Raw genomic sequence first — 18,543 nt, forward strand, 5'->3', positions numbered from 1 at the left:
GGGGTTTACCTTTCGCCCTTGGGTGAGAAGAAGTACGACACGAGACGTGCGACGAGGTTGAGCAGCATCACGAGGGCGAGCAGCACGAGCGCCGCTCCCCATGCGCGGTCGATGCTGAACTCCGGCGGGACGCCCGGGTAGCGGATCGAGGAGTAGGCGAACACCGGCAGCGTGGCCATGCGTCCGTCGAAGAGGTTGAAGTTGGTGGAGTCCGTGGCGCCGGCGATGATCAGCAACGGGGCCGTCTCGCCGATCACACGGGCGATCGAGAGCGTGATGCCGGTGACGATGCCGGCCAGGGCCGTGGGCACCACGACCTTCGCGATGGTGCGCCACTTCGGCACGCCCAGGGCGAACGCGGCCTCGCGCAGCTCGTTCGGCACGAGCTTGAGCATCTCCTCGCTGGAGCGCACCACCACGGGGATCATCAGCACCGAGAGGGCCACCGAGCCGCCGATGCCCATGCGCACGCCCTCACCGAAGAAGATGACGAACAGGGCGTAGGCGAACAGGCCGGCCACGATCGACGGGATGCCGGTCATGACGTCGACGAGGAAGCGGATCCAGCTGGAGATCTTCTTGCCGGCGCCGTACTCCACCACGTAGATGGCGGTGAACAGGCCGATCGGCACGCTGATGAGCGTCGCTGCGCCGGTGATGAGCAGCGTGCCCATGATGGCGTGGTAGATCCCGCCGCCCTCGCCCACGACGTTGCGCATCGAGGCGTTGAGGAACTCGCCGGACAGCACGGGCACGCCGCGCGACAGCACGGTCCAGATGATGCTGGCCAGTGGGATGAGCGCGAGGCCGAAGGCGGAGAAGACGAGGAGCGTGACGAGCCGGTCGACGGCCTTGCGGCTGCCCTCCACGAGGCGCGACCAGATCGGCAGCGCGAAGGTGAGGAACCAGCCGAGCAGGACGCCCCGGACCGGTCCGATGCCGGAGAGGGAGGCCAGGACCGCGACCGTGGCAGCGGCTCCGACCACGACGCGCGGCGCCCATAGCGGCAGCGTCGCGCCGCGCAGGGAGTCGAGGAGCTCCTCGGTCTCGCGGGAGCGCTGGGGACGGGGATCGGTGGTGGTCATCAGTTGGCTCCCGAGAAGTCCTTGCGCCGGTCCACGATCGCGCGGGCGGCGAAGTTGACGGCGAAGGTGATGACGAACAGGACGAGGCCGGAGGCGATGAGCGCGTTGACGGTCAGGCCGCTGGCCTCGGGGAAGCTGAGGGCGATGTTGGCCGCGATCGTGCTGGGGTTGGTCGAGCTGATCAGGTTGGCCGTGACGACCGACGCGGGCGAGAGCACCATGGCCACCGCCATCGTCTCGCCGAGCGCGCGGCCCAGGCCGAGCATCGCGCCGGAGACGATGCCGGATCGCGCGTACGGGAAGACGGCCATGCGGACCATCTCCCAGCGGGTGGCGCCGAGTGCGAGCGCGGCCTCCTGGTGCAGACGCGGCGTCTGCAGGAAGATCTCCCGGCAGATGGCGGTCATGATCGGCAGGATCATGATCGACAGCACGATGCCGGCGGTGAGGATGGTGCTCCCCGTCGGCGACGGCGGTCCGGCGAACAGGGGGATGAAGCCCAGGTTCTCGTTCAGCCACCGGTAGAAGGGCACGATCGTCGGGGCGAGGAAGATGATGCCCCAGGCTCCGTAGACGACGCTCGGGACCGCGGCCAGCAGGTCGATCACGTAGCCGAAGACCGACCCGAGTCGCTTCGGCGAGTAGTGCGAGATGAACAGCGCCACACCGATGGCCACGGGAACCGCGATGACCAGGGCGAGCACCGCGGCGAGGAGCGTGCCGTAGACGAGCGGCCACACGTAGGGCACGAAGCTCTGGCCGCTCTTCACCTCGTCGGGCGAGGCCGTGATGCCCGGGATGCCCTCGACGGTCAGGAAGAGGGCGACGCCGGCGAGCGTCAGCAGGATGAGGAGCGCGGCGCCGAAGGAGAGGCCGAAGAACACTCGGTCGCCGGGGCGCGTCGGGGCGCGGCGGGCCTGGGGAGGCTCGGGGGCGAGCTTCGAGGTCACGACGGTCCTTCCGGGTAGGGGGGAGACGAGCCGGTCCGGTCCCCGACCCGGCCCGTGGGGGCCTGAGGTCGGGGACCGGATCCGATCAGCTGGCGGCCTTGATGGCGCCGACGGCCTCGGCGACCTTGCTGGCGAAGTCCGCCGTGAGCGGCGCGGAGCCGGCCTGCTCGGCGGCCGTCTTCTGGCCCTCGTCGCTGGTCACGTACTCGAGCCAGCCCTTGACGAGGTCGGCCTTCGGCGCCTCGTCGTAGGACTCGCAGCCGATCATGTACGACACGAGGACGATCGGGTACACGCCGGCCTCGGTGGTGTCGCGCTCGATGTCGAGGGCGATGTCGGTGGCGTCGCGGCCCTCGACCTCGGTGGCGGTGTCGAGCACCTTGGCCGCGGCCTCGGGGCTGACCTCGACGAACTCGTCGCCGACCTTGACCTTGGCCTGGCCGAGGTCACCGGCCTGCGACTCGTCGGCGTAGCCGATCGTGCCGTTGCCGTTGGTGACGGCCTGGACGACGCCCGACGTGCCCTGAGCGGCCTCGCCACCCTTGATCGGCCAGGTCTCGACCTCGCCGCCGCTCCACGAGCCACCGGAGGCGGCCTCGAGGTAGGCGGTGAAGTTCTTGGTGGTGCCCGAGTCGTCCGAGCGGTGGACGGGGGTGATCGTGGTGTCCGGGAGGTCGGCGTCGGGGTTGTCGGCCGCGATGGCCGAGTCGTTCCACTTGGTGATCTTGCCCTCGAAGATCGCACCGATGTTCTCGGGCGAGAGGTTCAGGTCGTCCACGCCCTCGAGGTTGTAGATGACCGCGATGGGGCTGACGTAGGTGGGGACCTCGACGACCGGACCGCCGCAGCGCTCCTTGGCCTTGGTGAGCTCGTCGTCCTCGAGGTAGGCGTCGGAGCCGGCGAAGTCGACGCCACCGGCGATGAACTGCTCGCGACCGGCGCCGGAGCCGGCGGGGTCGTAGTTCACGGTCACGTCGCTGTTGGCGGACTGGAAGCCGGCCTTCCAGGCGCCGACGGCAGCCTCCTGCGAGCTGGCACCGGCACCGTTGAGGGTGCCGGAGAGCGACGAGTCGCCCGAGCCCGAGCCGGAGTCGCCCTCGTTGGAGGCGCCACAGGCGGAGAGTCCGAGAGCGAGGGTGAGAGCGAGTGCCGCGGGGGCGGCTGCACGCAGCGTGGTGCGGTTCACGGGGGGTGTCCCTTCGATGATCACATGCTTCTGTCGTCGTGGACGCTAGGGAAGCCAGGTGTATCGGGACCCGTAGGACGGTGAACGGCCGGTGAACGATGGGCGAAGGAAGCGGACTCGTCGCTGGTCAGCGGGGTGACGCAGGTCTCCCCAGCGGCTCGGAGGCGAGCACCTTCCCGCGGCGGTGGTGCAGCACGACCCCCTCGCCGGGGGCGAGGTCGGGGGCCTCGACCCCCAGTGCCTCGAACACCCACGGAAGCGTCGGGCGGTGCCCACAGATCACGGCGGGGGGCTTGGCGTCGAGGACGGCGTCGACGCAGCGGCGCACGTCGGAGCGGCGGGTGTCCTCGGTGAGCCGGTCGTCGATCTTCAGGAACGCGCCGATGGACCGGGCGAAGGGCTCCACGGTGGCCGCACAGCGCTCGGCCGGGCTGGTGACGACGCGCCGCACCCCGTACGCCTGCAGGATCGGCACGAGGGCCTCGGCGCGGCGCTCGCCGACGAGGGTCAGTGGGCGGAGCGCGTCCTCCCCGGACCAGCTCTCGCGCGCCCTCGCCTTGCCGTGGCGGACCACGACGAGCGTGCGGGTGCGGTGGGCCTTGTCGTCGCGCAGGTCCAGGAAGGCCTCGAGCAGGTCGTGGTCGTGGTCGTAGCTGAGGAGCTTGCGGGCGTGCCCCGGCCGCACCCACCGCACCTCGTCGACCTCGCGGTTCGGCACGAAGGGCGTCTCGGTGCGGCCGACCACACGGGCCGCCCAGTAGCTGACCCGCTTGGGGCCGCCGGCCACGCGGTACTGCGTGTCGGGCAGCGGGTGGCCGAGCCGGATCCGCTGCCCGGTCTCCTCGGCGACCTCGCGGACCGCGGTCGTCACCAGGTCCTCCCCGGGGTCGGGCTTGCCCTTCGGGAACGTCCAGTCGTCGTAGCGCGGACGGTGCACGAGGAGGAGCTCGACGGGGCGTCGACTCGTGTCGTCGGGACGAGGGGTGGCGCGCCTCCAGGTGACGGCGCCGGCGGCGGTCAGCGGACGTTCACGTGACATGCCTCGTATTGTTCACGTCCAAGGTGTCCAGACGGTGACGAACCGACCTGGTGAGACGACGAGGAGGTGGTCCGGTGGTGCGCAGGAGCCCGTCGGCCGTGGTGCTCGTCGTCGTCCCGCTCGTGGTGCTCGCGCTCGCCGCCGGGGTCGCCTGGGCCGTCACGGGACCGGGGCAGCAGGTCCTCGGGCGGGCCGACGTCCGCGGGCCGCTGGCGTCGGCGCTGGCGGTCGCCCCGGCCGACACGACGGTGCTGGGCTTCACCGACTGGGACCGCATCCGCGACTCCGGGGTGGCCGATCCCGCCACGCGCGACCTGGCCACGCGGTCGGCGCTCTCCGACATCGGCGAGGCCGTGCCCCAGGCGCTCGGCTGGTCGACCGACGACGTCCGCTGGGAGGCGTTCGTGCAGGACCTCGGTGCCGGGGTCCTGGTGGTCGCACCCGGTGACGCGTTGTCCTGGAGCGAGGTCGAGGACGGTCTTCGCGAGGCCGGGTTCGACCAGGACGGCGACGGGTGGAGCGCCACGCCGCAGGTCCTTACCGAGAACGGTCTCGGTGACCAGTTCACCGCGGTGCGGCTCGTGCGCTCGGCCGGCGTGCTGGTGGCCGCCACCGCGCCCGAGGCCGCCGACCAGGTCGTGCGGACGGCCACGGGCCGCGACGCGTCGCTCGCCACGGTGCGCCAGGCGGCCGACACCGCCCAGGCCCTGACCGGCACCGACACCGTGCTGCTGCAGGCGGGCTCGCTGGGGTGCGACGCCGCCGCGGTGCCCGACACCGACCGCGCCGCCGCCGACGCCGCGCAGGCGCGCGAGGGTCGTCTGCAGGCCTACTCGTTCGCGGGGCGGTCCCTCACCGACCGTGGCGGCTCCGGCGCCAGTGCACAGACCGCGACCTTCGCGATGACGTTCGACGACGTCTCGACCGCCCGGGAGCAGGCGCCGATCCGCGAGCGGCTCGCGACCGGCCCCTTCATCGGGCGCACCGGCCAGGTGGAGGACGAGCTGCGCGACCCCTCCGCCACGGTGGACCAGGCCACGGTGGCGCTGTCGTTCGACCGGTCCGCCGACGGCACCGTGCTCATGCTCGGCACGGGTGCCCTGCTCTTCGCCGCCTGCTGAACGGCCTCAGGAGGTCGCGCGGCTGCGACGGCGCTTGGCGCGGGCGATCAGCTCGGTCTGCACGTCGCGCTCGGTCGCGTGGCGGGTCCACGTGCCGTCGGCGCCGAGGTGCCAGGAGCTGGTGGCGTCGTCGGCCATCCTGGCGAGCAGGTCACCGAGCGTCTGCACGTGCTCGGCACTGGGCACCCGCACCAGCACCTCGACACGGCGGTCGAGGTTGCGGTGCATGAGGTCGGCCGACCCGATCCAGGCCTCGGGGCTCCCGCCACCGGCGAACCAGTAGACCCGGCTGTGCTCCAGGTAGCGCCCGAGCACGCTGCGCACCTCGATGTTGTCGCTCAGCCCCGGTACGCCCGGTCGGAGCGTGCAGATGCCGCGCACGACGAGTCGCACGGGGACGCCGGCGCGCGACGCCTGGTACAGACCGTCGATGACGCCCTCGTCGACGAGGGAGTTCACCTTGAACGAGATGCCGGCGGGCCGTCCGGCCCGGTGGTGCTCGATCTCGCGACCGATGTGCTCCAGCAGGCCCTCGCGCAGGCCGGACGGGGCCACCATGAGGCTGCGGTACTCGCTCTGGTGGGCGAACCCCGAGAGGGCGTTGAACAGCTCGAGCAGGTCGTTGGTGATGTCGGGGTCGCTCGTCAGCAGCCCGAAGTCCTCGTAGAGGCGGGCGGTCTTGGGGTTGTAGTTGCCCGTGCCGAGGTGGGCGTAGCGGCGCAGCCCGTCGGGCTCGTCGCGCACCACGAGCGCCAGCTTGCAGTGCGTCTTCAGCCCCACCAGGCCGTAGACGACGTGGCAGCCGGCGCGCTCCAGCTTGCGGGCCCAGCGGATGTTGGCCTGCTCGTCGAAGCGGGCCTTGATCTCCACGAGCACGAGCACCTGCTTGCCCGCACGGGCCGCGTCGACGAGGGAGTCGATGATGGGGGAGTCGCCCGACGTGCGGTAGAGGGTCTGCTTGATGGCGAGCACGTGCGGGTCGGCGGCGGCCTGCTCGATGAAGCGCTGCACGCTCGTGGCGAAGGAGTCGTACGGGTGGTGCACGAGCACGTCGCGGCGACGCAGCGTGCCGAAGAGGTCGGCGGGGCTCGCGGTCTCGACCTCCGCCAGGTGCTCGTGGGTGCCCGGGACGAACGGGTCGAACTTCAGCTCGGGACGGTCGAGGTCGGCGATCTCGCCCAGGCTGCGCAGGTCGAGCGGACCCTGGAGACGGAACACCTCGTCCTGCCTGATGCCCAGCTCGGAGACGAGCAGGTCGAGCACCTCGGCGTCGATCGTCTCCTCGACCTCCAGCCGCACGGGCGGGCCGAAGCGGCGTCGCAGCAGCTCCTTCTCGAGCGCCTTGAGCAGGTTCTCGGCGTCGTCCTCCTCGACCTCGAGGTCCTCGTTGCGGGTCACGCGGAACGCGTGGTGGGCCACGATCTCCATGCCGGGGAACAGCAGGTCCAGGTGGGCGGCGATGACGTCCTCGAGGGGGACGTGGCGACCGTCGCTCGTCGGCATCCAGCGGTCGATGATCGGCGGGACCTTGACGCGCGCGAAGTGCTGCTTGCCGGTCTCGGGGTTGCGCAGCACCAGGGCGAGGTTCAGCGAGAGGCCGGAGATGTAGGGGAAGGGGTGGGCCGGGTCGACCGCCAGCGGCGTGAGCACCGGGAAGACCCGGTCGCGGTAGGTGGCGCTGACGTCGGCGCGCTCGCTCGGCGTCAGGTCGTCCCAGCGGACGAGGGCGATGCCCGCCTCGGCGAGCGCCGGCACGACGTCGGACGCGAAGGCACGTGCCTGCTCGATCATGAGGCCGTGGCTGGCCTCGAGGCTGCTGGCGAGCACGTCCTTGGGGTGGAAGCCGCTGGCCGAGGGCACGGCCACGCCGGCGGCGATGCGGCGCTTGAGGCCGGCGATGCGCACCATGAAGAACTCGTCGAGGTTGCTGGCGAAGATCGACAGGAAGCGCACGCGCTCGAGCAGGGGCAGCGAGGCGTCGTCGGCGAGCTCGAGCACCCGGGCGTTGAACGCGATCCACGACAGCTCTCGGTCGAGGAAGCGGTCCGCGGGCAGCTCGCCGTCGGCGGGGTCGAACGGCGGGTCCACGTCGAACTCGTCGGGTGATGCGGGTGTCTCGACCGCGGGGAGGTCCAGATCGGTGGTGTCCACACGTCGAGTGTCGCAAGCCCAGGTGAACAGTGCTTGAACGACGACGTGTGCCGGGCTCGACGGACGCCGACGTCGCGGCGGACACGGGGGTCATGGACCGACGTGGGGCGCTATGGTGCGCGCATGGTGTCGACGACGAAGCTGCTGGCGCTGGTGCAGGCCAAGGGCGCCCAAGGCCTCTTCTCCCTCCCCACGCCGGTGATCAGGCGGCTCGCCGGTCGGCCCCGCACCGTCGAGGGCCGCACGCTCGATCCGGAGATGCAGCTCCTCCTGCGGATCATGGGCCTGCAGGGCCCCGCCGTGGAGACCCTGTCGATCACCCGCGGCCGTCGCATGTACACCGAGGCCTTCCAGATGCTCGGCGGCGCCCAGCCGATCGGTGCGGTCACCGACCGCACCATCGACGGCCCCGGCGGACCGCTCGCCCTGCGCTTCTACACGCCCCGAGGACTCAGCGGCCGGTCCCCGGCGCTCGTGTACCTGCACGGCGGCGGCTGGGTCTACGGCGACCTCGACGCCTACGACGCCGTCTGCCGGTTCCTGGCCGAGGAGGCGCAGGTGCGGGTCGTCTCCGTCGACTACCGCCTGGCGCCGGAGGCGCAGTTCCCGGCCGGCTTCGAGGACGCGTGGGCCGCCTGGCGCTGGGTCACCGAGCACGCCACCGGCCTCGGCATCGAGCCGTCCGCCATCGCCGTGGGCGGCGACAGTGCCGGCGGCAACCTCTCGGCCCTCGTGGCGCAGCACGCCGCCCACGCCGACGACGTGGTCGCGCCGGCCTTCCAGCTGCTGATCTACCCGGCCACCGACTTCGTGGAGGAGCTCCCCAGCCGGACGCTCCTCGGCGAGGGGTACCTGCTCACGAAGGCCTTCATGGACCTGTGCTCCGACAGCTACCTGGCCGGTGACGAGGACCGGGCCGACGCGCGACTGTCCCCGCTGCGCCAGGACGCCACCGGAGCGGCACCCGCCTACGTCGTGACGGCGGGCTTCGACCCGCTGCGCGACGAGGGCACCGCGTACGTGGAGCACCTGCGGGCCGCCGGCGTCACGGTGGAGCACGTGGAGGAGCGCGGGCTCATCCACGGCTTCGCGAACATGGTGGGCATCGGTCGTTCCGCGCCGCGGGCCATGCGCCGGGCCGCCGCCGCGCTGCAGCGCGGTCTCAGCTGACGTCGGCGCCGCTCACGCGCGGGCGTAGAGCGTGTCGCGTGCGTGCTCGACGAAGCCGAGGCGACGGTAGACGGTGAGGGCGGCGTCGTTGTCGCCCTCGACGTAGAGGTCGACGGTCCGCAGGCCCCGTTCGTGCAGGTGGCGCAGACCGCGCGCGGTGAGGGCGGTGCCGAGCCCGCGGCCGTGCGCGGCCGGGTCGACCCCCACGACGTAGACCTCGCCGGTGTCCCCCTCGACCTTGGTCCAGTGGAAGCCGACGACCTCGCCCCGCTCGTCCTCCGCGACGAACAGGCCTGCGGGGTCGAACCACGGCTCGGCAGCGCGCCGCTCGAAGTCGGCGCGGTCCATGGCGCCCTGCTCGGGGTGGTGGGCGAACGCGCGCCCGTTCACCGCGACGACCGCGTCGGTGTCGTCGGGACGGAAGCCGCGCAGCGTGACGCCCTCGATCGCCCGCTCCTGGGGGGCCTGCTCGCCGAGCACGAGACGCAGGACCAGCAGGGTGCGCTCGGGCGTGAACCCGGCCGAGGCGGCCAGCGCCTGTGCGGCGGGCAGGTCGCCGTGCGCCCAGAGCCGACGTTCCCCGCGGTCGACCAGCTGGTCCAGGAGCGCCCGGCCGATGCCCTGTCGGCGGTGGTCGGGATGCACCACCAGCTCGGCGGGTGCGTCGGAGAAGGCGACCGCGGCCGCCACCTCGTCGCGCTCCAGCAGCACGCGGGGCTCGTCGCCCTCCCGCAGCGCGATGCGGGTCGCCTCGTTGAGGGGCTCCACGCCGTCGACGTCGGTGGCGGCACGGGCGAGGTCGGACAGGCTCATGCCTCCATGATGACGCGGGGTGCGAGACCCCGCGGCGCACCGGGTCCGTGGTCGGCGCGCCGCGGGGGTCAGCCGCGGTGCAGGTCGGCGAGCCGACGCAGCTGGTGGCCGACCTCCGCCGCCACCGCGCTCGCGAGCGCCTCCGGCGTGTCGTCCGCCGGCTCCGGCACCACGTGGTGCACGGTGCCGAGCTCGTGCAGGTCGAGCGCCGAGACCCGCTGCTGCTCGGCCATCTCGGGCGCGTGGTCGACGTCGCCGTGCACGATCGCGCTCGCACCCTCGGGCGGCAGGGGCGACAGCCACGCGTTCTCGGTGGCCACCACGACGTCGGCCGGCAGCAGCGCGAGCGCGCCGCCACCGCAGCCCTGGCCCAGCAGCACCGACACCGACGGGACGGTGAGGGTCGACATCGAGGCGATGCAGCGGGCGATCTCGCCGGCGATCGATCCTTCCTCGGCCTCGGGGGAGAGCTCGGCGCCCGGCGTGTCGATGACGGAGACGAGCGGCAGGCCCAGCTCCTGGGCCAGACGCATCCCGCGCCGTGCCTCGCGCAGCGCTGCCGGCCCCATGGGGTTGGCGGGCGTCTGGGTGGTGCGGTCCTGGCCGACCACGACGCACGGGACGCCGTCCAGGCGCGCCAGGGACACGAGCATCGCGCTGTCACGCTCGCCCTCGTCGGTTCCCTGCAGCCGCACGGTGGCGTCGCTGCCGTGCCGGAGCAGGTGGCGCACCCCGGCGCGTCCCTCGCCGCGGGTGAGCTCGATGGACTCCCACGTGCTCAGGCGACGTTCGGCGTCGGGCTCGCGACCCGGGCGGCGGTCCCGCGTGGACTCCGTTGCGGCGTCCACCAGGATGCCGAGGGCGCGGTCGACGACCATCGGCAGCTCGTCGTGCAGCACGACCTCGTCGATGATGCCCCGCTCGGCCAGGTTCTCGCTGACCTGGACGCCGGCCGGGAACGGCCGACCCTCCAGCAGCTCGTAGACCTTGGGCCCGAGGAAGCCGACGAGGGCGCCGGGCTCGGCCACCGTGACGTGCCCGAGCGAGCCCCACGAGGCGAACACGCCGCCGGTGGTGGGGTGCCGCAGGTGCACGAGGTAGGGCAGACCGGCCGCGCGGTGGTCCATGATCGCTCGGGAGATGTCGACCATGTGCACGAACGCGGGCGTGCCCTCCTGCATGCGGGTGCCGCCCGAGGCCGTGGAGGCGAGCAGGGGCAGGCCCTCGGCCGTGGCCCGGCGGACGGCGCTCGTGATGCGCTGGGCGGCGGCTCGACCGATGGATCCGGCGAGGAAGCCGAACTCGTTGAGCACGAAGGCCACGGGCCGGCCCTTCACGAGGCCCCGCCCGGTGATCACGGACTCGTCGGTGCCGGCCCGTGCCGCGGCCTTCTCGACCGCGGCGCGGTACTCGGGGGAGTAGCCCGAGACGTCGATCGGCTCGTCCCAGGACTCGTGGGACCCGGGGTCGAGCACGAGCTCCACCAGGTCGTGGGCGCCGATCCGCCCACCGCTCTGACGCTCGGTCATCGTTCTCCTTCGTCGATCCAGCGACGGACGGAGCCGCCGTGCTGGTCCAGCGTGGGGGGTGCCTGGTGGTCGGTGCGGGTCGTCTCGACCCCGCCGCCGTCGAAGAACCGCAACGGCGGACCCGGCAGCGTCACGCTACCCAGGGTCGCGTGCTCGACGTCGACGAGGAGCCCTTGGCTGTGGGTCTGGTCCCAGGCGTAGACCTCGTCGAGGGTGCGCACCTTGCCGGCGGGGATGCCGACCTCGGCGAGCCGCGCGAGCAGGTCCTCGGCCTTCCAGTCGGCGAAGACCTGCTCGACCAGCTCGACGACCTCCTCGCGACGGGCGACCCGCTCGGGGTTCGTCGCGAAGCCCTCGAGGTCGGGGTCGACGTCGAAGCCGGCGCAGAAGTCGTGCCAGAGGCCCTCGCTCCCGACGGCGATCTGCACGGCTCCGTCGGCGCAGCGGAACAGGCCGTACGGCGAGATGGACGCGTGGTGGTTGCCCTGCGCCCGGCCGACGGTGCCCGCGACGGTCCAGCGGGTCCCCTGGAAGCCGTGGACGCCGACCGTGGCGGCGAGCAGCGACGTGCGCACCACCTGGCCGCGGCCGGTCCGCTCCCGCTCGTGCAGCGCGGTCATGACGCCGTACGCGCCGTACATGCCGGCCAGGATGTCCGAGATCGGGGTGCCGACCTTCTGGGGATCGTCCGGCGAGGAGCCCGTGATGGACATCAGCCCGGCCTCGCCCTGGGCGATCTGGTCGTAGCCGGAGCGGCCCCCCTCGGGCCCGTCGTGCCCGAAGCCGGTGATCGAGAGCACCACGAGGCGGGGGTTGCGCTCGCACAGGCCGTCGAGGCCGAGCCCGAGACGCTCGAGCACGCCCGTGCGGAAGTTCTCGACCAGCACGTCCGCGCGGTCGACCAGGGCGAGGAAGACGTCGCGGTCGGCCTCGTCCTTGAGGTTGAGCGCCACCGACTCCTTGTTGCGGTTGGCCGACAGGAAGTAGGTCGACTCGCGCTGCCCGTCGGGGTCGGCCTCGTCGGCCGTGCCGACGTGCCCGTCGGCGTGGGGCCAGCGGAAGGGCGGACCCCATCCGCGGGTGTCGTCGCCGTGGCCGGGGGCCTCGATCTTGACCACGCGGGCGCCGAGGTCGCCCAGCATCATCGTGGCGTGCGGCCCGGCGAGAGCGCGGGAGAGGTCGACGACCAGCAGGTCCGAGAGCGGTCCGGAGCTCGTCATGTCAGGCCCCCCATCCCGGCAGCACGAGCGCGGCCCAGACGAGCAGCGGACCCACCAGCACCACGATCACGCTGTAGGTCAGGATCTGCTTGTAGTAGACCTGCTCGGTCACGGTGTCCGGCCGGTTCGCGAGCATGAGCGCGCCGTTCGTGGAGAACGGGCTCACGTCGACGATGGTCGAGCTGATGGCCAGGGCCGCGATGAACATGGCCGGGTGGATGCCGCCGTCGACGATGAGCGGGATGGCGATCGGCACGATCACGGGCAGCAGCGCGGTGGAGGACGCGAACGCCGAGACCACGCCGCCGACGTAGCAGAGGATCAGGGCGCCGATGGCCACGGCGCCGAGGCCGGCAGCCCAGCCACCGACGTACTCCGGCGAGCCGGCCTGCGTGAGGATCGCGGCGTACGTGCTGACACCGGCCACGAGCAGGACGGTCGGCCAGGCGATCTGGCTGACGGCGCCCTTGTGCTCCTGTGCCGACAGCATGGCGAGGATGACGGCGGCGGTGATGGCCACGAAGCCGATGTTCTTGTCGAAGGCGAGGGCCACGACGGCCACGCCCACGAAGGCGACGAGCGTGAGCACCTGGTCGGTGCGGACGCCCGTCGCGGCGGTGCCGGTGGGGGCGTCGACGCCGTAGCCGCGGGCGGTCACCTTCGCGCCACCGGTGTGCAGGTCGGCGGTCAGGGTGTCGTCGTCGCCGGGCTCGATGCGCTGCGACATGAGGCGGCGACCACCGAGGGCGAAGAACAGGATGGCGGCCATGACCAGGTTGACCACGAGGCTGGCGAGGAACACCGTCATCTCGCTGACGGGCAGGCCGTTCTCGCGCATGACCGAGTTGGTGATGGTGCCGTAGATGCTGATGGGGGAGAAGCCGCCGCCCTGGGCGCCGTGCACGACGAACATGCCCATCATGAGCGGGCTGATCTTGTACTTGCCGGCGAAGCCGAGCGCGATGGGGCCGATGATGGCGCAGGCCGCGGGGCTCGCTGCGCCGATGGACGTCAGGAGCGCGGTGACCGCGAACATGACCCACGGGATCAGCGCGACGCGCCCGCCGACCGCCTTCACGGCGGTGGTGACGATGAGGTCGACGGTGCCGTTGTTCTTCGCGATCGCGAAGAGGTAGGTGACGCCGATCAGGGTGAGGATCAGGTCGCCGCTCACTCCGGCGAGGATCTCCTTCTCGTCGAGGTCGAGCGCGTACATGCCGACGAGCCACGCGGCCACGTAGGCCAGGGCTCCCATGTTGATCGGCAGCAGCGTGCCGATGACGAACAGCGCGACGAGCGCGATGATCGCGATGAGTTCCGGTCCCATGGCGGGAGCCTCCTGTGCAGTCGTGACGAGGGTCGTGTGACGGGAGTCACCCCCGATGGATCAGTGGCCTAGCCAATAGTCATCTGAGCCGATTGTCAATACCCTGGCTCCATGGCTTCCCCGAACGACGGCCTCCGACCGGTCGCGCGCCCCCGCCTCTACGAGCAGGTGGCCGAGCAGATCGCCACGTGGGTCGCCGACAACGGGCTCGGCGCCGGCGACCGTCTCCCGCCCGAGCGCGACCTCGCCACGCGCCTCGGCGTCAGCCGCGCCACGGTCAGCCAGGCGCTCGTCGCGCTCGAGGTCGTCGGCGCCGTCACGGTGCGCCACGGCGACGGCGCGATCCTCACGGGGGGCTCCGGGGTCCGGCGCATCACCGAGGCGATCCGCGAGCACGCCCAGCGGCTGCCCGACGTCATCGACGCCCGCGACGCGCTCGAGACCAAGATCGCCGCGCTCGCCGCGCAGCGCCGCAGCGACGCCGACGCCGACGCCATCGACGCCGCGCTCGACGGCATGGAGGCCGACATCGACGCCGGCGGTCGCGGCGTCGCCGGCGACGAGCAGTTCCACGCCGCCGTCACCGCCGCCGCGCACTCGACGTTGCTGGCCCGCATGATGGCCGAGATCAGCGAGCTCGTGCTCGAGACCCGCATCGAGTCCCTCGGCCAGCCCGGCCGGCCCCGCGACTCGCTCGCCGCCCACCGACGGATCGCGGCCGCCATCCGCGCCGGCGACGCCGACGAGGCGGCGCGAGCCATGCACGACCACGTCGAGCAGGTCAGCGACGTCGCGATCCTGCGCGAACCACCCGCGTGAGCGCGGGGGAGGTCGCCGCGATCGTCGCGGCGGGCTTCGGTGCGGGCATCGCCACCGCGTCGATCGGCGTGGCGTCCCTGGTGAGCTTCCCGGTCCTCGTGGCGCTCGGCGTCCCGCCCGTCACGGCCAACGCCTCCAACACCGTGGGACTGGTGCCGGCCGGGCTCAGCGGGTCCTTCGGCTACCGCCGCGAGCTCTCCCTGCACCCTCGCGTGACCGCGACCGTGCTCGGGCTCAGCGGCCTGTTCGCCGTGGTCGGCGCGCTCCTGCTCCTGCGGCTCCCCTCCTCGGTGTTCGAGTCGGCCGTGCCCTGGCTCATCCTCTTCGCCTGCTCGCTGGTGGCCACGCAGCCGCTCATCTCGCGACGGGTCCGGTCCCGGCGGGGCCCCGACCATGTGACCGGCCCGCCGCGGGTGGGCGCCGGCGTGGGGCTCGGCACCGCGGCGTGCGGGGTCTACGGCGGCTACTTCGGCGCCGGGCAGGGCGTCATGATGATCGCCGTGCTGGCCTTCGGGCTGGAGCTGCCGATGGCCGTGATCAGCGCACTGCGCACGGCCGCGATCCTCGCGTCCAACCTCGTCGCGACCGCGATCTTCGTCTTCGTCGCACCCCTGGACTGGACCGTCGTGCTCCTGCTCGGGGCCGGGTCCGTCGGCGGCGGCTACGTCGGGTCGATCATCGGTCGACGCCTGCCCGACCTGGTCCTGCGTGCGCTCGTCGTGGCCTCCGGCGTCACCGTGGCCGCCCTGATGCTGCGGGGCTGACCTGCCGCGCGTCGTGGTCCGTCAGGCGCGGGCACCCGGACCCGGGACCCTGGAGGCGGGCTGCGAGGGACGCTCCTCGGTGTCGGGGGTGGTGGCGACGAAGCGGTAGCCGACGTTGCGCACGGTACCGATGAGCGTCTCGTGCTCGGTGCCCAGCTTGGCGCGGAGTCGACGCACGTGGACGTCGACCGTGCGCGTGCCGCCGAAGTAGTCGTAGCCCCACACCTCCTGCAGCAGCTGCTGGCGGGTGAACACCCTTCCGGGGTGCTGGGCGAGGAACTTGAGCAGCTCGAACTCCTTGAAGGTGAGGTCGAGCGTGCGGTTCTCGAGCTTGGCGGTGTAGGTGGCCTCGTCGACGACCAGGCCGCTGGAGGCGATGAGGTGGGAGTCGTCGTCGCCGTCCTGGCCGGCGGCCACGCGTCCCATGGCGAGGCGGAGGCGTGCCTCCAGCTCGGCGGGTCCTGCCGTGGTGAGGATGACGTCGTCCATGCCCCAGTCCGAGGCGGCGACCGCGAGGCCGCCCTCGGTGAGGATCAGCACGAGCGGGCACTCGATGCCGGTCGTGCGGATGACCCGGGTGAGGCTGCGCACCTGGGCGAGGTCGTGGCGACCGTCGACGAGGACCGCGTCGGACGGTGGCGCGTCGATCAGCGCGCTCGCCTCGGCGGGGAGGATCTTGACGTGGTGGGGCAGCAGCGCGAGCGCGGGCAGCACCTCCACCGAGGACTGGGTGCTCTTGGTCAGGAGCAAGAGGTGCGACACGAGGTCCCTCCGTCGTTCTGCCGCGGGCGCGGTGCCCGCCGCACGCAGGTGGTACCGGTCCGGAGCGTCACCCCGAGGGGACCGCCTGCGTCAGTGCTTCCGTGCTTCTTCCGTGCGGATGGTGCTGGTTATGACAAGAGGCCAGGTGATGTCACCGTGGCCTCGTCGCATGGTCGAGAATAGTGCATGTGTCGGACGAATCACCAGAAGGTGTCGCGGAAGAGAACGACGTCACACTCGCCGCTGCGAGCGGTCGTGACGGCGTCACGGTGCGCTACTGGGCTGCCGCGCGTGCCGCCGCGGGTGTCGAGACGGAGACCGTCGTCGGCGCCACGCTGGCCGAGGTCGAGGCCGCCGTGGTGCGACGACGACCGGGGGACCGGCGCTTCTCCGACGTCCTGGGCATCTGCTCCGTGCTCGTCGGCGAGGTACCGGTCGGGGGTCGCGACCACGCCGACGTCGCGCTCGAGCCGGGGTCGCTGGTCGAGTTCCTGCCCCCCTTCGCCGGTGGCTGAACCGGCCGCGGGGCACCGGCCGGTTTGGCATCATGCTGTGGTGCCCCGCCTCGTGTCGTCGCTGCTGTCGACCGCGCTCGCGGGGCTGCTCGCTCTCGCCGTGACCACGGGCGAGCTGTGGCTGGTCGCCGCCGGCGTCCTGCTCGTCCAGGTCCTGGTGGCCGCGGCCCCACCCTCGGCGGGCCTGGAGCAGGTCCGTTCGGGCTCGTTCGTGCCGGTCGCGGCCGGCAGCCTGGTGGCCACCGGTCTGGCCCTCGACCCGAGCCTGCTCGCCGGGACCTCCGGCACGCGGGCGGCCCGCGACGCGCTCCTGTCGTCCGGCGTCCTCGCGGGCGTCCTCGCCGGGGTGGCGGTCGTGGTGGCCCTCGCCTGGTTCACCCAGATGCTGCGCCGCGACGGCCGGGAGCACCTCGTCCGCTCCGCCGCCGCGACGGTGACGCTCGGCGTCCTGGCCACGCTGGCTGCCGGCTGGGTGGCCGCAGCGCGGGCGTCCCTGTCGACCGACGTGGTCCTCATGGCCGGCGTCGGGCTGTCGGTCGCCGTGCTCGTCTGGGCCGCGCCGGGCGACCGCGTGGTGCTCGCGTCGGTGGCCGTCCTGGCCGGGGCAGGTGCGGGAGCGGCCGTCCCGCTCGTCGTCGACGGGTCCGGCACGTGGGTCCTCGGCACGGCCGTCGGCGCGGGTGCGGCGCTGTGCGCCCTGCTGGGCCAGGTGGTCGGCCGTGCCTGGACCGCCGGTGGGACGACGTCGGGGCCGGAGCTCTGGGTGTTCCCGGCGGCGCTCTCGGTGGCCCTGGCGGCCCCGGTGGCGCACCTGGGCGCCCAGCTCGCGGTCCTCGTGGTCTGATCCGGACGTGGTCCGTCCACGTAGCCTGGGCGGGTGACCGGTGCCCTCGTCCTCGTCGCCGCCCTGGTGGCCACGGCCCTGCTCGCCCTCGTGATGCAGCGGCGCAACGGCCGGTTCACGAGCCGTCCCGCGGCCGCCACGGAGGGCGCCGCCGACCCGGTCGAGCCCGGTGGGTCGGGCGAGCTCGCGGACGTCCCGCGCGTCACGGCCGACGAGATCGGTGCGGCGCTGGGCGACCGGCTCACGCTCGTCCAGTTCTCCAGCGCCTTCTGCAGCCCGTGCCGCGCCACCCGGGCCCTGCTCACCGACGTCGTCTCGACCCGGGCCGACGTCGCGCACGTGGAGGTCGACGCGGAGTCCCACCTCGACCTGGTCCGAAGGCTGAACATCCTGCGCACGCCCACCGTGCTCGTCGTCGATGCCGACGGCGTGGTGCTGAGCCGCGCGTCCGGTCTCCCGCGTCGGGACCAGGTGGTGGCGGTCCTCGACGCCTGACGCGCCTCGCTGACACTCTCGGTCTCCGCGGGCAACCCGTCCATTTTGTGAGACGGCTGTCCGTCATGCGAGACAGAAAGCAGGGTCGCAGCCGCTCGCGGCCTACGCTGGTCCCATGACCGGCTCGACGAACCTGACGCGGCGCCTCGCGGTGGACCACTGCCGCACGCGCTCCGCGCTCTGTCGTCCTCGCTGATCGACCGCGCGAGCACCCACCCGCGGTCACGAGCCGACCTGTCCCGGCCGACGTCGACCCCTGCGGTCGCGCGCGCCTCCCTCCTCCAGGAGTTCCTCATGTCACGTCCCACGCACGTGGACCCGCGCGGCCAGCGCTTCGCCGCGGCGATCACGTCGGTCGTGCTGGCGCTGGCCCTGGTCCTGCCGACCTCGGCCGCCGTCGTCCTGCTCGCCGCGCAGGGCATCGTGTTCGCGATCGGCGCGAGCGGTCACCTGCACCGTTCGCCGTACGCGGTCGCCTTCGCGCGGCTCGTCCGACCGCGCATCGGCCCGCCGGCCGAGCCCGAGGACGCCCGCCCTCCGCGGTTCGCGCAGACGGTCGGCCTCGCGTTCGTGGCCGTCGCCCTCGTGGGCTTCGTCTCCGGAGCGGACGCCGTGGGCTACGCCGCCACGGCTCTCGCCCTCGTGGCCGCGCTCCTCAACGCGGCCGTCGGCTTCTGCCTCGGCTGCGAGCTCTACCTGCTCGCGCGTCGCGCCACCGCGTCGCGCCAGCCCGCCTGACCACCACCCACCCCG

18 protein-coding genes are annotated in these 18,543 nt (G+C 72.7%); 8 read left to right on the top strand and 10 right to left on the bottom strand.

All coding sequences use genetic code 11. The features are described 5' to 3' along the window. Positions 1–5: 5 nt before the first annotated feature. The 4 genes from pstA to ASF37_RS14860 form a co-directional block, all read right to left on the bottom strand. Positions 6–1,085: a phosphate ABC transporter permease PstA gene (pstA, locus tag ASF37_RS14845; RefSeq protein ID WP_055970119.1), complete on the bottom strand. Its 1,080-nt coding sequence runs from the start codon at positions 1,083–1,085 to the stop codon at positions 6–8. Further along, on the bottom strand, positions 1,085–2,035 hold the full coding sequence (gene pstC, locus ASF37_RS14850; RefSeq protein ID WP_055970115.1) for a phosphate ABC transporter permease subunit PstC: 951 nt from the start codon (positions 2,033–2,035) through the stop codon (positions 1,085–1,087). Before pstC ends, pstA begins: the two co-directional genes overlap by 1 nt. An 85-nt stretch (positions 2,036–2,120) precedes the next feature. Next, positions 2,121–3,221: a phosphate ABC transporter substrate-binding protein PstS gene (gene pstS, locus ASF37_RS14855; RefSeq protein WP_056581427.1), complete on the bottom strand. Its 1,101-nt coding sequence runs from the start codon at positions 3,219–3,221 to the stop codon at positions 2,121–2,123. 127 nt (positions 3,222–3,348) lie between these two features. Next, positions 3,349–4,260 carry an NUDIX domain-containing protein gene (locus ASF37_RS14860; protein ID WP_055970110.1) on the bottom strand — a complete coding sequence of 304 codons (912 nt, stop codon included), beginning with the start codon at positions 4,258–4,260 and terminating at the stop codon, positions 3,349–3,351. Positions 4,261–4,334: 74 nt separating this feature from the next. Between ASF37_RS14860 and ASF37_RS14865 the strand changes: the two genes are divergently transcribed. Beyond that, complete coding sequence (locus ASF37_RS14865; protein ID WP_056581430.1) at positions 4,335–5,381, top strand: hypothetical protein; 1,047 nt, start codon at positions 4,335–4,337, stop codon at positions 5,379–5,381. A 6-nt stretch (positions 5,382–5,387) separates the two neighbouring features. Here ASF37_RS14865 and ASF37_RS14870 read toward each other — a convergent pair whose 3' ends face one another. Then, a complete protein-coding gene (locus ASF37_RS14870) occupies positions 5,388–7,469 on the bottom strand; it encodes an RNA degradosome polyphosphate kinase (protein ID WP_082506559.1) in 2,082 nt (693 codons plus the stop codon). A 186-nt stretch (positions 7,470–7,655) separates the two neighbouring features. Between ASF37_RS14870 and ASF37_RS14875 the strand changes: the two genes are divergently transcribed. Next, positions 7,656–8,702 (top strand): alpha/beta hydrolase, encoded by a 1,047-nt coding sequence (locus tag ASF37_RS14875; protein WP_055970105.1) that lies wholly within the window; start codon positions 7,656–7,658, stop codon positions 8,700–8,702. Positions 8,703–8,714: 12 nt separating this feature from the next. Here ASF37_RS14875 and mshD read toward each other — a convergent pair whose 3' ends face one another. From mshD to ASF37_RS14895, 4 genes are all read right to left on the bottom strand, one after another. Continuing rightward, positions 8,715–9,515, bottom strand: a complete 801-nt coding sequence (mshD, locus tag ASF37_RS14880; protein ID WP_055970102.1) for a mycothiol synthase — start codon at positions 9,513–9,515, stop codon at positions 8,715–8,717. Positions 9,516–9,583: 68 nt separating this feature from the next. Next, entirely contained in the window at positions 9,584–11,044 is a 1,461-nt protein-coding gene (locus ASF37_RS14885) for a carboxyl transferase domain-containing protein (protein WP_055970099.1), read from the bottom strand. Further along, on the bottom strand, positions 11,041–12,264 hold the full coding sequence (locus tag ASF37_RS14890; RefSeq protein WP_055970096.1) for a CaiB/BaiF CoA-transferase family protein: 1,224 nt from the start codon (positions 12,262–12,264) through the stop codon (positions 11,041–11,043). The genes ASF37_RS14885 and ASF37_RS14890 overlap by 4 nt, the downstream gene beginning before the upstream one ends. A 1-nt stretch (position 12,265) precedes the next feature. Then, positions 12,266–13,591: an SLC13 family permease gene (locus tag ASF37_RS14895; RefSeq protein WP_055970093.1), complete on the bottom strand. Its 1,326-nt coding sequence runs from the start codon at positions 13,589–13,591 to the stop codon at positions 12,266–12,268. Positions 13,592–13,702: 111 nt separating this feature from the next. Here ASF37_RS14895 and ASF37_RS14900 point away from each other — a divergent pair, with 111 nt between their 5' ends. Then, on the top strand, positions 13,703–14,410 hold the full coding sequence (locus tag ASF37_RS14900; RefSeq protein ID WP_055970090.1) for a FadR/GntR family transcriptional regulator: 708 nt from the start codon (positions 13,703–13,705) through the stop codon (positions 14,408–14,410). Beyond that, positions 14,407–15,174 (top strand): sulfite exporter TauE/SafE family protein, encoded by a 768-nt coding sequence (locus tag ASF37_RS14905; protein WP_056572853.1) that lies wholly within the window; start codon positions 14,407–14,409, stop codon positions 15,172–15,174. Before ASF37_RS14900 ends, ASF37_RS14905 begins: the two co-directional genes overlap by 4 nt. Before the next feature lie 21 nt (positions 15,175–15,195). Here the strand turns inward: ASF37_RS14905 and ASF37_RS14910 are convergent, their stop codons facing one another. Next, positions 15,196–15,936: a response regulator transcription factor gene (locus ASF37_RS14910; RefSeq protein ID WP_056572857.1), complete on the bottom strand. Its 741-nt coding sequence runs from the start codon at positions 15,934–15,936 to the stop codon at positions 15,196–15,198. A 188-nt stretch (positions 15,937–16,124) separates the two neighbouring features. Here ASF37_RS14910 and ASF37_RS14915 point away from each other — a divergent pair, with 188 nt between their 5' ends. From ASF37_RS14915 to ASF37_RS14930, 4 genes are all read left to right on the top strand, one after another. Beyond that, positions 16,125–16,451: a MoaD/ThiS family protein gene (locus ASF37_RS14915; protein WP_082480117.1), complete on the top strand. Its 327-nt coding sequence runs from the start codon at positions 16,125–16,127 to the stop codon at positions 16,449–16,451. Positions 16,452–16,491: 40 nt separating this feature from the next. Beyond that, positions 16,492–17,295, top strand: a complete 804-nt coding sequence (locus ASF37_RS14920) for a hypothetical protein (protein ID WP_156364685.1) — start codon at positions 16,492–16,494, stop codon at positions 17,293–17,295. 33 nt (positions 17,296–17,328) lie between these two features. After that, the gene (locus tag ASF37_RS14925; RefSeq protein ID WP_056581436.1) at positions 17,329–17,790 is read left to right on the top strand and encodes a thioredoxin family protein; all 462 of its coding nucleotides are present in this window, start codon (positions 17,329–17,331) and stop codon (positions 17,788–17,790) included. A 294-nt stretch (positions 17,791–18,084) separates the two neighbouring features. Continuing rightward, entirely contained in the window at positions 18,085–18,528 is a 444-nt protein-coding gene (locus ASF37_RS14930; protein WP_056581439.1) for a DUF4395 domain-containing protein, read from the top strand. Positions 18,529–18,543 lie beyond the last annotated feature (15 nt).

Source organism: Aeromicrobium sp. Leaf289 (assembly GCF_001423335.1).
Classification (GTDB): domain Bacteria; phylum Actinomycetota; class Actinomycetes; order Propionibacteriales; family Nocardioidaceae; genus Aeromicrobium.

Excerpts from the sequence above, each read along its gene's own strand:
- ASF37_RS14895 (WP_055970093.1), bottom strand. The coding sequence starts at position 13,591 with ATGGGACCGGAACTCATCGCGATCATCGCGCTCGTCGCGCTGTTCGTC.
- ASF37_RS14875 (WP_055970105.1), top strand. The coding sequence starts at position 7,656 with ATGGTGTCGACGACGAAGCTGCTGGCGCTGGTGCAGGCCAAGGGCGCC.
- ASF37_RS14930 (WP_056581439.1), top strand. The coding sequence starts at position 18,085 with ATGTCACGTCCCACGCACGTGGACCCGCGCGGCCAGCGCTTCGCCGCG.
- pstA (WP_055970119.1), bottom strand. The coding sequence starts at position 1,085 with ATGACCACCACCGATCCCCGTCCCCAGCGCTCCCGCGAGACCGAGGAG.
- ASF37_RS14860 (WP_055970110.1), bottom strand. The coding sequence starts at position 4,260 with ATGTCACGTGAACGTCCGCTGACCGCCGCCGGCGCCGTCACCTGGAGG.
- ASF37_RS14890 (WP_055970096.1), bottom strand. The coding sequence starts at position 12,264 with ATGACGAGCTCCGGACCGCTCTCGGACCTGCTGGTCGTCGACCTCTCC.
- mshD (WP_055970102.1), bottom strand. The coding sequence starts at position 9,515 with ATGAGCCTGTCCGACCTCGCCCGTGCCGCCACCGACGTCGACGGCGTG.
- ASF37_RS14900 (WP_055970090.1), top strand. The coding sequence starts at position 13,703 with ATGGCTTCCCCGAACGACGGCCTCCGACCGGTCGCGCGCCCCCGCCTC.
- ASF37_RS14885 (WP_055970099.1), bottom strand. The coding sequence starts at position 11,044 with ATGACCGAGCGTCAGAGCGGTGGGCGGATCGGCGCCCACGACCTGGTG.